Source organism: Paenibacillus sp. FSL R7-0163 (assembly GCF_037969975.1).
In the GTDB taxonomy this organism is placed as follows: Bacteria; Bacillota; Bacilli; order Paenibacillales; family Paenibacillaceae; genus Paenibacillus_AQ; species Paenibacillus_AQ odorifer.
Genome location: NZ_CP150224.1, coordinates 257,303 through 270,554 on the forward strand (window position 1 = coordinate 257,303; position 13,252 = coordinate 270,554).

Here is a 13,252-nt window from a genome sequence, read left to right on the forward strand (position 1 = left end):
AGCCGTACTCCATTCGACCAAGGGCTCCAATAAAAGTCTCAGGCGTACAACACACGATTAGAGGCATACGGCGTCAAATGTAGCAGCTCTTGCAAAGCAGTCTACCTAGATAAAGCATGCATTGATTCCTTCTTTTCGCATCTCAAAACAGAGAAGAATTCCACCAAATGATGTCCTATATAAAGTCACCAATCACATTTGCATTGAACTTTACGATGTTATGGTTGGGAATGACAGCGCTGGCTTACTGCTCTTGAATCAGATTCAAAAAGTTATTTAAGTCATAACCACGTTCGGCTAAATCGGTTTTTCCGGATAGATCCATGTTTTGCAGCATTTCATAGCCTTTGACGCAATCATGTCGATTTCCAGACATAAGTTCAACACGCAATGAGTGGGCAAAGCGTCGACAATCGCATGAATTTTAGTGATTAGTCCACCTCTGGAGCGGCCAATAGCCTAAAATTGCTGCCCCCTTTTGCCTCCATCGTCAGTGCTGGTGAGCACAGACGACGGTGGTATCAATCATAATATTTTCAAATTGATGGAGTGCGATACAAGTTAAAACACCTCATACGCCGGCCATCTGCCAGCAACGAAACCAGGTATCCACCGTTTTTCAAGATGGATAGTAGTCCGGCAAACCCGCCAAGGCCTACCGAAACGATCTACCCCAAAAAATAGAATTCAACATCGGTTTATTGTTTTTTTCAATTTATCCACCCTGTCTTATTTATTCGGGTGGAAGCAAATCTTTGATTCGTTCCCATTGTTCGTTACGTTTTTCGTATCGTCTTTTCATAGATGTATTTTACCCTGATTTAGGACTAATTTATATTTTGAAGACACGCTCTAAATAATGTAATAAGAAAATATTTATGACAAAGGTAAAATGCGAGAATTCAAAATTATACAGTTGATTTCTTTGAAACTATTTATTTTATTTCCTGCTAAATTCGGAAAATTTGATGTGTCAATTAGATGGGGGGGGGTGAAATTTTGTAAGTATTTAACATATTTTTTGTGGTATGCTAAGCAGAAAATGGGTATTGGTATTTTGTAAAGTTTCTCTATTAGTAATATTTCTGATTCATCGCAATCAATCAAAATACACATATTACTATCGAATTCTAAGTCTTGATGGTTCTCAAATTCTCCAAGTATATTAATACATCTTATGCAGTGTATTGATAGATAAATTATGTATTTAAATTCTTCAAATACATTAGTGGGTTGATCATTAGTGAACAAGCTCTCAATAGATGTTTTTTTGAATAAACGGTCATTGTTCATTTTTTTTCCTCCTCATTGTTAAATAACAAGTAACCAACTACCTATTAGCTTATAGATTGAACTTTGATTCTCCCAATTAAGAATTGAGCTTGACTATTTGGACCTCCGGTCGGCCCTTCAGATTTCTTGAATAATATTGCTGTTTGGGTTTGAAATCCGCAAACAAAGGCGGAAGAAAACTACCACTCTTATAGTTCCAAAATTGCCCTCCGCCTATCTTCTTATAATTTTAATTTTCAAGTTCAATCTATTTAGTCATTGTCATTACTTTTAAATTGTGAACTTTCTATTCTTTAATACCATTTATGCGAGTTTATTTAAAATCTATTAGAATTATTACTTACATATGCGTTTAGATTGTCTGCTTTTAATAAGTAGCCCTGTCCACAGACTTTGATTAAAAATCGTGGTTCATTACAATTATCTTCTATTTTTTTGCGTAGCCTATGTACTAATACATATAGTTCAGTATCTTGATTTTTTGAATATTCTTCTGATGTCCACACATATTTTATTATTTTTTTCTTATCCAGAGTCTCACCTATAGAGTTTGTGAGTAAAATTAGAAGTCTTAATTCTAATCTTGATAAAGCCATTTTCAACCCATCTTTAAGTAATGACGAGTCATCAAAATCGATTAGTACATTTTCATTAATTCGAAAAAGATTTTTCAACAAAAAACGTCACCTCTTTTCATTAATGTAATCCATTTATTCTAAATTTTAGGATGTAGAAAAAATTATCATAATTCTTTTAATGTGTCAAATGCATATTACACACCTATTTTAGGTAAATTTTTACAATCATAATAATAAAATCATTGATTAATTTAAATAATAGACTGTATTCTTCAGCTGAAGAAGACTCCGACTGATCAAAGCAGTAATTAAATTGTCTAAGCTAGTTAGCAAACTAGCATCGTATCTGTATATTAAATGATTAATTACTTTGTTCTAGTTGCCTGAGCAATTTTCTCCAACAACAATAAACATTTTGTCGAATACCTTGTATTAAAATAAGGTTTTCGACAAGTGAAAAATGATATTCTGACAATATAAGCAGTGGTGTGAAAAAAAAGGAATTTAAGGAGGGATTATCATGGGGGTTTATCTTGATTACAGTGCTTCAACTCCTATGCATAAAAAAGTTTTAAATACATTAATAGAAGTTTCAGGAGATATTTACGCAAATCCCTCATCATTACATCGGATGGGATTTGATGCTAATGATTTAGTGGAAAATTCTAGAGGTATTATTGCAGGTTACTTAGGAGTAAATAGCGATAATATTATTTTTACATCAGGTGCAACAGAATCAAATAATTTAGCAATAACAGGTATAGTTAATAATATTGAAAAAAGTAAAAATACTCTTCATATTATTGTGCCTACTACAGAACATTCATCTGTTTTGAATGTCTACAAAAAAATGGAGTTGCAAGGAGTTAAAGTTTCTTATTTACCAGTTGATGAATACGGAATTATTGATATGGAAATGTTAAAAACAGAAATAACTAAAGATACTGTATTGCTGAGTGTGATGCATGTTAATAATGAGACAGGGGTAATACAGCCGGTTTCTGAAATTGCAAAGTTAATTAGTGAATATCCTAGTGTATGTTTTCATGTTGATGGAGCCCAGGCAGTTGGCAAAACCAAAATTTCATTTGAAGGTATAGACTTGTATACAATATCTGCACATAAAATAGGTGGACCAAAGGGTATTGGTTTACTAATTAAAAAGTCAGATATTGATTTGGCACCTTTAATGTTTGGGGGAGATCAAGAGTTTGGGAACAGACCTGGAACCCTAAACGTTCCTTTAATAGCTGCGTTCACCGAGGCAATTAAGGAGACTATAGATAATTTTGAAGCTGAAAATAAAAAAGTTACAGCATTTAATCAGTATCTTTACTCTCGAATCAGTAAGATGCAAGGGCTTTTTATCAATAGTCCTCCTATCCCGCTTTCAGTCCCTCACATTATCAATTTTTCATTTCCTGAATTAACATCTCCTGTAATACTAAATTTTTTTGATAAACATGGGATAACTATATCTTCTCAATCAGCATGTTCGTCGACTTCTAGTAAAAGTCGAGTATTATCCTCAATGGGTAAAAATGATAGAGTTGCCTCAAGTAGTGTAAGAGTTAGTTTTGGTACCAATACGCAAGAAAGCGACATATTACAGTTCATCGAATGTTTAGAACTATTAATTGGGAATTTAAGTGTAATACATTTTGAAAATAGGATTTTATGATCGGGAGAATTTAATGAAAAATAAACTATTAGAAAAAATAATGAGTAAAAGCAACCCTTTGGGTGTAGGGGATATACTTCCAGATGCTTTTATTGACGATCTGAATTCTCTATATGAGGTAATGGAAGACTCGGAAATAATTTTTATTTTATCTAGTTCGTGTGAAACTTGTATAGAAGTTTTGGATTATCTAAAAATTAATGGATACTTTGATGTGCTTATTCTAATAGAAGGTGAGTTAGAATTCATAGCTGAATTAAGGAGTTGTTTCAAAAAAGTTTATCGAGCAGATTATTCAAAGTTAAAAGAGAGTTTACCTATTCCAGTGACACCTTATATTTATAAAGTTAATCAAGAAAAGGAAATTTTAATGAGTGAGATATGTTATGACATATCAACATTAACAGAGATATTAAAATAGCATATAGATGGTCAAGATATCCAATGATCTTACAATTTTAGACACGAAAGGCTATTTAACTAAAGGCGAGAGCGTTGATTGTTACTGTAAGAATTAAATTTAAAAAAGACATAGGATATTGTTGTGTATATTTTTCATGTTTAAATATCAAATGCTAATTGATGTACTGGTAGAATTGAAATTAGACATATTAAGTTAATCATTGGAGGAATTATACAAAATTTGATACAGTTTCTCTAGAAAAAAGACAAATTTCATAACATTAATTAATTTGAAATAATTTCGTTAATCTCTATGATGTTTTCTCAAAGTGAATTTTACGTAATATACTCTGGAAGTGCCCTGTATTATTTCAAATAACTTACATTGGTAATTATTTTTAACATAATCTAAGATCATCTACTGGAGTTGTTTTGCTTGAAGACAGTTTTATATATTGTGAAAAATACATATCCAACTATTCTAAAAAACTTCCCTATACTTTTTTTGATGAAGTTAATTTTCTACCTAGTAGATGGAGTTACTCCATTAATTCAATTATCAATTACTACCAAAATGATTAACTCTGTTTCAGAAGTTTTGACAAACAAAAACATTATAAAACCACTACTAACAATTTTGGCCTTACAAGTTTTATTTTCTCTTATTATTACTATTATTTCATCTTTATCTAATTTAGTAAGAACTAAAATTGATAACAAAGTCTCGTTTTTAGTTGATAGTGCATTCATCGAAAAAGTGCAGAAATTATCATTCAGTAATTTTGAAGACCCTGAGTTTTTTAATGACTTTGAAAGAATTAGTAATGGCGCGGGAAAGAAAGCGTTTGAGGTTATTGATCTAATACTTTTAATAATAAAGAATAGTATTACTTTAACATTGCTAATATTTGTACTGATGAAAATTCATTTTATTCTTATATTTACTTTAGTACTTATATTTATACCAGTACTTATACAAAATTTAAAAATTGGCAAGAGAGAATATAACTTGTCAATGAGTCTAATACCAACAGAAAGAAAAATGGAATACTTTTATTCAATTCTTAAGGATAAACCAGTAATTAAAGAAATTAAGATATTTAATCAAAGTAGGTATTTGATTGATAAATGGGAGAAGTTATTTTGGGTGTTTTCAAATCAGAAATATAATTTGCAGATAAAAACAGAATTTATTAATTTATTATTATATGGAATGAATATTGTTATCAATCTTCTAATACTGTCGATTACAGTTTTTAGTAGTATTTTGGGTCGTTTAACAATTGGAGGATTTGTAGCAGTTTCTCAAGCGGTAACATCCTCAAGTAATCAAGTAAGAGAACTTGCTACTTCCATTTCAAAAATTTCTCAAACTGCAAGATATGCGATGGACTATTATTCTTTTCTAAATCTCAAAGAAGAGACAAGAGCTAGTGATGTTCAATTGAATGAACCTATATCATGTATTGAAGTGAAAAATTTGAATTTCAAGTATCCGAATAATGAAAACTATACGTTGCAAAATATCTGCTTTAATATTTATGGGGGTAAAAAAATCGCTATTGTAGGGGAGAATGGTGCTGGGAAAAGTACTTTGGCTAAATGTCTTGCAGGTCTTTACGAAATACCTGAAGGTGACATTAACTATAATAATATTAGCATAAACGAAATAGACAAATACTCACTTCGGAGCAATATTACCACATTATTTCAAGATTTCATTAAATATAATATGACTTTAAGGGAAAACTTAAGTTTTGGAAATATATCAAAAATAGATGATGACTTATTTTTAGAGAAAACATTAAATAGATTAAGGTTAAACAAATCTGATAAACAGATGGATCTTCATTTAGATGCTATGTTAGGAGCATATTTTGAAAAAGGAAGAGATTTATCAGGTGGGCAGTGGCAAAAAGTAGCACTTGGAAGATGTCTAATTAGTGAAGCCAATTTATTAATATTAGATGAGCCCACGTCCGCGATTGATCCAATAATGGAGATGGAAATAATAAAAGATATCCTTTCTATTACAGATAGTAAAACTGCTATAATTGTTACTCATAGATTAGCATGTTGTCGCTTCGTTGATGAAATAATTGTATTAGAGAATGGTAAGTTGATTGAACAAGGAGATCATGATTCACTTTTAAGAAAGAATGGTAAATATGCAGAAATGTTTAACTCACAGTTGTCGATGTATAAAGATAACAACGATGAGGAGTTTCGTAGCTTGCCTCTGAGTGTTGGATCTATATAGATTGAATCAGTGATTTTCGAGTATCCGGCAGGCTCTCACCCAATCACTGTCGAACTTAGAAAGATCCTTGATGAGGCGGTGAATGGGATGGAAAAACACGAAGCCCTGTCAGCCATTGAAGAACGACTGAAGTCAACAAAGGATCGTCGAACATACGAGCGACTTCAGACTATTCGTTTAGCGATTAATGGGAATGTCTATAAGCTAAATCGCTACGATTACGTGTCATTCTGAGAAAACAATTCGCAACTACATTCATGCTTATGAAAAGGCAGGAATTCTCGGCCTCATCATGCGGTTATCGCCGGGGCGATCCCCGCGATTGACAAAAGATCAACGCGACGAGTTAAAGCGCGTTATCGTCAGCCAAGTACTGGCAGACGTCTTCACTGCCAGATTCAATTGGACATTACAACTCATTGCAGACTACATCGAGCGGACGTACGGCTGCCAATACTCGTTGCGCGGCGTCCTAAGCTCATGGGACATATGAATATGAGCTATACGAAGCTCACATATACCCTTGCTGCTGCAGACCCTGACAAACAGAAACAGTTTGTCGAAGAAATGTTCCCAGCTTTAAAAATGGTTGGAAATAGCGAAACTGATCATTTTTTGTTTGAAGATGAAAGCATGATCTGTGATTATCAGGCCCTGCAACGAACATGGTTTGAAAAAGGTAAGCAACGTGTTATTTGGACAACAGGCAATCATCGCGGCGTGAAGTCAGATAAGGTAGTGGGAATTCTTTAGTTCAACCTATATAGTTAGTCCCTTTTACTGTTTAGTTATTCACTGAATTATCTACAGTCAACTATGTTGTAAAAGGAAGATGATAGTTTTACTCCTGTATTACTTTAAGTACGGAGCCGCTAAAATCGGCTCTGTATTTTTATTTGGGAAAGTATAATTATCTTGAGACTTATCGCTGAACTACAAACAGTTCTGTCCGATATTCTATTCAAAAGTGTGGTAGAGAGAGAGAAGTGGGATAACCGTTAAACACCGCAAAAAATCCTCACTTCAAAGCCTTTGGAGAAAAGCACTTCTTGCATATTCCACTTACTGTTTTGAACTCTTCGTAGCAGTTAGACCCGCTAATTTAGGAGTATGCCCTAGTCACATTGGTGTTCTAGTAGATTTACGTTTTTTTCACAGTCTTCGGTGAAATGGACTTCGGTCTGCGAGTTGCATAACCCACTTAGAGAATAACGACAGTGCTTTAAGTTTAAAGATTCCGATATTTGGGAATATGGCTTATGCTTGTCCTCATCCAAATTATCCATATCCTAAATCCTACTACCTTCTGCCAAAGATGACGCACTTGTCATGAAACATACATCCTATGGATTCGACGTATTTCTCTCGTAGGTGAACTCTGTTCAAAAAACCACTACACCCTTACGAACTTCATGATGAAATGAATCTCGTAGACGCATTGGAAAGAATCTGTGAACGGCTGTATGAATAATATTTGACATTTGACACGCCTTCGCGATTTAGCCATCTTCGCGCGAAATCTAAGTGGAATTGGCTCAGCAGCATGGATGGCTGCAGCTTTCCTGGATGGAGTTCTACCCGAAAAAAGTTAAACCCAGTAGAATGTTGTGTTAAGAATTTTGCGACAGAATTCTTGCAGTATAGAATCTCAAAGCAGAAGTGCCGTGAAACTGAACGGTCTGATAGAGCCCATTAAACAACATAACTTTTCGATCAGATTGGACTGCTTATTGATGGGCAGCATTGTATCCGACTATCCATGTAATATCTCTAGTCAGATGTTCGTATCAGTACCGGTACGGAACATCTGACTAGAGATATTGCAAAGCCAGTCATGGATTTGGACCGGAAGCTAAAGGGGGGATTAAAGAGAATTACGAGGGATTTGTTTACTAGAGAAGAGAATCCAGCCCTACAATTCGGTAGATGCCGCGATTGTCAAAGATATTTAGCAACGGTACGATCTATTGAATTTACCTGTGAAGTGCTCAAATACACGTGTCAACAGTTCCACGATTTGCTCCGGTCTCAAAACAGAATAATCGATGATGAGCACCCGTGCTTCTGCGTTGAGCGATTTAAAACGCGTATGATGTGAAGATTTAAGGCAAGTATAGCATCGCCAAGCAAAAGGAACTGGATTTAAAAGATAATACCTTTGCAAGGAGAAATTGCCCCGTTGTCACTTTCCAGGAGTCGAACCAGTCCTTTCCTTAGAAGAACAAAGGAAAAGAATTTGGGGAATTGCTAGACTTGAAAGAACGTGTGATTTAGAAATGACCTTTCTCGCTACGTTTTTCCGTTATGCAGATTGGCAATGGATCTAGAAAAGCAGTACTGTTTAGACAGTGGACGCTAATAACATAGAGTCAGGCCCCTTTTTTTATTGGTAAGGTTGCTCGACACTTCCATGATACCAGATAAACGAGATGTTATTTGTAATATCAGTAAATAATTGAGTTCCACTTATGAGCTCAATTATTTAGGCTCAATTTCTAGGTGCGAAAGCTGAATCATTAAAAATTATATAAGAAGCCTATAGATGAACAAGATAAAATAGTATCTACCATTAACTTTTACATCATAATCCTTCTCTACTATATCCACCTATAGTGGCATAGAAAAGATAACAAGTTAAGTTCTCTCATACTATTATGGTGTTGGATTAGGAAAAGACCATAGTTAGCTTTCCTCTATATCAACTATCTTTTACTCCTACCGAATTGCAGCTTCATGAGAGGTTTTAGAAGTTGCTGAACTCCAAGTGGGTAGCTTTCCAATTCTTTAAGATTTAGTACTCTAAGTATAATAAGTAGGAGTAGATAAACGAGAATTATACCGCCTGCGACTATTAAGCAAGTAAGTAGATACGCGACCCTAGTTGTCATGATGTCAGTGAGCATGAGCCCCAATATATTAAGCGCAAGACCAATACATCCAGCTACGAGTACAGATATCAAATAGGAACCCCAGCTAGCACCCAGTATTTGAAATGGTACAACCGACTTCAATAGCCGTAAATTGAGTATCGTAATAATGATGAAGCAGAGTCCTGTGGCAATGATTATACCGTATATCCCCAAAAACTGACTAAGAATAACGCTAGCGATGAGCTTAACCAAAATGCCAATCATCACATAAAACATTGAAGTTCGGGATTTACCCATCCCAAGTAAAATCGAATTTGATGTTGTCATTGTAATTTGAAATATTGTTCCTAGAGTCAGCAGTGCAATCATCTCACTACCTGACGGAGTCTTAAAAAGTAAGCCATTGACTGGATATGCCGCGACCACAAGTGTTAGTACAATCGGTGTACCTGTTAGAATAGCGATACGAAGCGCCAGTATAATCTGATTCTTTAAATAGAGTTCGTCATGTCGGGCATAAGCAGCTGAAATGACTGGAATCAGCGATGTGCTAAGAGCGATGGCAAGTACCGGTGGAATACCGGCGATACTTTGAGCTTTTTGGCCTAAAATATCTATAAGGTGTATTGCTTCTCCCTCGCCGATTTGACCCGCCAAAAGAGGTACAATAAGAGACGAATCAATCAGATAAACCGCCTGTATAGTCATAGAAGCCAATACAATTGGGATAGATAATCTAAATATATCTTTATATATTCTCCATAGTGAGAGTTTTAATTCTGTTTCATTGTGACCCCGTACCTGTGCTGTATCCTCATTACTATACTTAATAGCAAAATAAATCATTACGCAAAAGGCAGCAACGCTGCCTAGCACGCTTCCAAATGAGGCGCCAGCAGCCATAATTGCATTACTATAGCCTTGACGTAAAAGAATGAATGCAAGTAAAATTGCAGTCATAACACGGGCGAACTGCTCAACAATCTGTGATATGCCACCAGAGGTCATATTACCGCGCCCTTGAAAATATCCCCGCATCATTGCAATTGATGGAAATAATAGGAGTGCAGGTGCAATGGCTCTTATTGCTAAAACACTATCCGGCACTCCAGTAGACCGCGCATATACTGGAGCTACTATGTATAAAGCTGTACTCATTACGACACCAACAACCGCTGCGAAGTATAGTGCAGCTCTATATACCTGTTTCGCTTCATTAGGCCGACCTAGTGCATAGAGCTCGGAGACTTTTTTGCTAAGTGTGCTGGGAATACCAGCTGTCGCCAGAGTTAGTAGCAACAAGTAGACATTATTGGCCTGAACGAACGAGGCGTTACCTATTTTATCAAACATATGTTCCAATGGTACTCGCTGAAATATGCCGAGTATACGCGCTATTAGGGCGGCCGCAGCCAAAATCAAAGTACCTTTTATAAAGGATTCTTTCTTGTCAGACAAATCATTTCGCCTTCCTTACAATTAATATTGTGCATTATGAAAAAAATACAATAAACCCCTTTTTAAGTAATTAAGCGTTGTATGCTATTATACATGATCTAAACATCTGCTTTAGTTGTATAAGTTTTCATATGAATGCCTCATAAACCTGTGATCAAAACGAATTTTTATATTCCGTTCATATAAACAACTATACTCCTCCTAGAAATAAATAGTAATTGTGTAAACCCAATAAGTAAATAGTTAATTTAAGATAATTGAAAAAGTCTTAAAATCATAAATTTCCTTATATATGCTTTTGGGAGTAACACGATAGTATTATCTTTAAAATTATTTATGTCTATCAACACAGTAGAGAGATTACATCAATCATTTTAGTAGTAACATATTCTTATAATGAATAAACTACTGACTTTTTGTAAAGGTTGAAAAAGGGCTATTGTTTACTAACTAAAGAGTGAACAAGGTTGACTTAAATCTTTTAAGGACAATTACCAAATAAATAAAGCCTCTCAAATTTCCAAGTAGGGTAATATGATTTAAATAAATCTTAGGTCCGTTGGAAACAAGTAACGAAGAAATCCAAAAACTCAAATAAAGCAAACATGAAGTGACAAAATTATTTGGTGCGATTAACTATGTGGTCGGTTAGGTTCATCACCGAGAGGAAGGCGGATGTCTAACCAATTGAAGAAAATGGCCATGATTTTGACGACAGCAGTAACATCATGCTCAGAGTTACAGCCTTTTAAAAAAGGAAACCCACGCTTGACGTGGGTTTCTCTTCCGCTTTATAGTCCAAACCCGAATATGGTTAAAGAGTATGGGTGTGGCTCAAAGCAGACATGTTGAACAACATCTTCTTAAAAATTAATAAGATTAGACTTCATGTGAATCAATTTATGTAGCGAATAAATAACTACCGCTGGAAACGATAGATCGCCTATTTGTTAAATTATAAACTTAATTGTGCTTTTGAATAACCTTAAAGGTTCTACTAAACATAAACATAAAATGAAATTAATAAAAAATCCATAAAATATTATTTTATGGATTTTTTTAAAAAGAAAATATAACGCATAGTTCTCTTAAGATTAAGTTGCTAAGTACAACAAGTTCCAGTGTCTGAAGTACTGCATGTCTCAAAAATCCAACCGTTAATAAGTTGGGATACAAATGACTGACAAGCAGTTTCATATCTGGTCATTTTGCGTCCCAAAATACATGGACCTCTAAGTTCACAGTAAGTAGTAGTACGTGAATTAAACATAAGACCAGTTATCGCACAATCAGCTGAAGTCATACACATTCTCATTCACCTCCCTTCATTAATTAACATCATCATATCATTAGAGTTATAAACTACCCCTTTATTAACTACTTTCCCAGTGTTGTTCGAAATAATTACAAATGGATGTATTTTCACCTTGTAAACATCATCCATTTCTTTAGAAGATAATGTTATAACTGGGAACTTCCATTCAAAGTAGTCTCTGATTTCCTTATTGATCTCCTCATCTCCGGTTGAAAAAATATAAAGATGATAGTCATTATAGTTCTGACTTATTAAAGAGATAAATGGAAGTAATTCTATACAGCGAGCACAATCCACTGAGATAAAGAATATTAATGATTGATATATATGTATTTCCTTAAGCTCAGGACTTTGAATCAAATTAGGTATCTCAGATCCGACTTGCAAACCTGTATTTTTGGTGGAGATAAAGTTCATTTAATCACATCACTTTATTTAGTAGTGGCCTTGCAAACATCTCTACATCTTTAATATGGTTATAAATATTACCGCTAAAAATTTGGCCGATTTTATTTACCACTAACATGAACGGAACAATTGAACCACAATCAATCTGATCATCAATTATGCGAATATCACAGTTGTACAATTTGACATTGTGATCTTCCTGGAAAAAGTCCTCAGCAGTTTGACCGTCATCGAGATGAAAGAAAATCGCATAATTCATTAAGGGGTTTAGCCTTATAAATTCATTAATTATTTTCGGATCACAGGCAGTACAAGTTGGAGAAAGTAAAAAGATAATCGTACCAATATCTGTATGCGTAATCCAAGTTAAATCAACCTCTAATTGTTCTTTATCTAACAACACTATTTTATTTGGAATATATGTGCCTACGAATCGCTTTTTAACTGTACTTTTCAGGAAATCCGGAATCGGCTTAATATTATCCATTCGCCACTTTGCCCCCATAGGTCTTAAATGGTAAATAATATTGAGAAACAACATCATTTTCAACAATTAAATCGAATCGAAACATTCCTTCTTCTTCGACTACTGGTATTGGAATACTTACTCCAATATCCGCACCAGAAACCTTTTCAGAAATATTAAATTGATTTCTAAGTACAATAGGTTCTGTTTGTCTTAGTAAAATATCATTAATATCATCATAAACTTCTATCCAACAGTCGATACTCTGAACTTTTGGAAGTTCAAATAGTTTCACGAATAAACTGGCATTAAAAATAGCAGGAGTTGCTTTTATATTGATGATTTTCTGAATACTAATTAAATTTAATAGGTTTTGATCCAATAACTGAATTTGTTCACAAACTACAATTATACCTTTCAAATTCACACCTCTTCATTTTTGTTATAACGACTTTAATGTTCGAAATTCGAATAATTCTTTTTGTTTGATCCTTCATAACATATTTCAATTTTCCAAGTAA

Annotated in this window: 12 protein-coding genes and 1 pseudogene; 5 read left to right on the forward strand and 8 right to left on the reverse strand. The window is 34.3% G+C overall.

What is annotated here, in order from left to right; translation table 11 throughout:
* Nucleotides 1-244: 244 nt before the first annotated feature.
* From NST45_RS01180 to NST45_RS01195, 4 genes and pseudogenes are all read right to left on the reverse strand, one after another.
* Complete coding sequence (locus tag NST45_RS01180; RefSeq protein WP_256715883.1) at nucleotides 245-376, reverse strand: hypothetical protein; 132 nt, start codon at nucleotides 374-376, stop codon at nucleotides 245-247.
* Nucleotides 377-459, reverse strand: a pseudogene (locus NST45_RS01185) (IS5/IS1182 family transposase); the annotation flags it as partial.
* Between the two features lie 417 nt (nucleotides 460-876).
* The gene (locus tag NST45_RS01190) at nucleotides 877-1,293 is read right to left on the reverse strand and encodes a hypothetical protein (RefSeq protein ID WP_036685477.1); all 417 of its coding nucleotides are present in this window, start codon (nucleotides 1,291-1,293) and stop codon (nucleotides 877-879) included.
* 317 nt (nucleotides 1,294-1,610) lie between these two features.
* Nucleotides 1,611-1,970 (reverse strand): helix-turn-helix domain-containing protein, encoded by a 360-nt coding sequence (locus NST45_RS01195; protein ID WP_051491389.1) that lies wholly within the window; start codon nucleotides 1,968-1,970, stop codon nucleotides 1,611-1,613.
* Between the two features lie 421 nt (nucleotides 1,971-2,391).
* On the opposite strand from NST45_RS01195, the gene NST45_RS01200 reads away from it, so the two are divergent.
* From NST45_RS01200 to NST45_RS01220, 5 genes are all read left to right on the forward strand, one after another.
* A complete protein-coding gene (locus NST45_RS01200) occupies nucleotides 2,392-3,552 on the forward strand; it encodes a cysteine desulfurase family protein (protein ID WP_036685473.1) in 1,161 nt (386 codons plus the stop codon).
* Between the two features lie 13 nt (nucleotides 3,553-3,565).
* Nucleotides 3,566-3,973 carry a hypothetical protein gene (locus NST45_RS01205; RefSeq protein ID WP_036685470.1) on the forward strand — a complete coding sequence of 136 codons (408 nt, stop codon included), beginning with the start codon at nucleotides 3,566-3,568 and terminating at the stop codon, nucleotides 3,971-3,973.
* Between the two features lie 417 nt (nucleotides 3,974-4,390).
* Complete coding sequence (locus NST45_RS01210) at nucleotides 4,391-6,214, forward strand: ABC transporter ATP-binding protein (RefSeq protein ID WP_036685468.1); 1,824 nt, start codon at nucleotides 4,391-4,393, stop codon at nucleotides 6,212-6,214.
* 87 nt (nucleotides 6,215-6,301) lie between these two features.
* Entirely contained in the window at nucleotides 6,302-6,448 is a 147-nt protein-coding gene (locus NST45_RS01215; protein WP_155986599.1) for a hypothetical protein, read from the forward strand.
* A 261-nt stretch (nucleotides 6,449-6,709) separates the two neighbouring features.
* Complete coding sequence (locus NST45_RS01220) at nucleotides 6,710-6,967, forward strand: hypothetical protein (RefSeq protein WP_051491388.1); 258 nt, start codon at nucleotides 6,710-6,712, stop codon at nucleotides 6,965-6,967.
* Between the two features lie 1,949 nt (nucleotides 6,968-8,916).
* Here NST45_RS01220 and NST45_RS01225 read toward each other — a convergent pair.
* The 4 genes from NST45_RS01225 to NST45_RS01240 form a co-directional block, all read right to left on the reverse strand.
* Nucleotides 8,917-10,542: a polysaccharide biosynthesis protein gene (locus NST45_RS01225; protein ID WP_036685467.1), complete on the reverse strand. Its 1,626-nt coding sequence runs from the start codon at nucleotides 10,540-10,542 to the stop codon at nucleotides 8,917-8,919.
* 1,315 nt (nucleotides 10,543-11,857) lie between these two features.
* Nucleotides 11,858-12,274, reverse strand: coding sequence for a hypothetical protein (locus tag NST45_RS01230; protein WP_051491387.1), 417 nt, complete (start codon nucleotides 12,272-12,274; stop codon nucleotides 11,858-11,860).
* Between the two features lie 4 nt (nucleotides 12,275-12,278).
* Nucleotides 12,279-12,752, reverse strand: coding sequence for a hypothetical protein (locus NST45_RS01235; protein ID WP_036685465.1), 474 nt, complete (start codon nucleotides 12,750-12,752; stop codon nucleotides 12,279-12,281).
* On the reverse strand, nucleotides 12,745-13,152 hold the full coding sequence (locus NST45_RS01240) for a hypothetical protein (protein ID WP_036685463.1): 408 nt from the start codon (nucleotides 13,150-13,152) through the stop codon (nucleotides 12,745-12,747). The genes NST45_RS01235 and NST45_RS01240 overlap by 8 nt, the downstream gene beginning before the upstream one ends.
* Nucleotides 13,153-13,252: the final 100 nt, after the last annotated feature.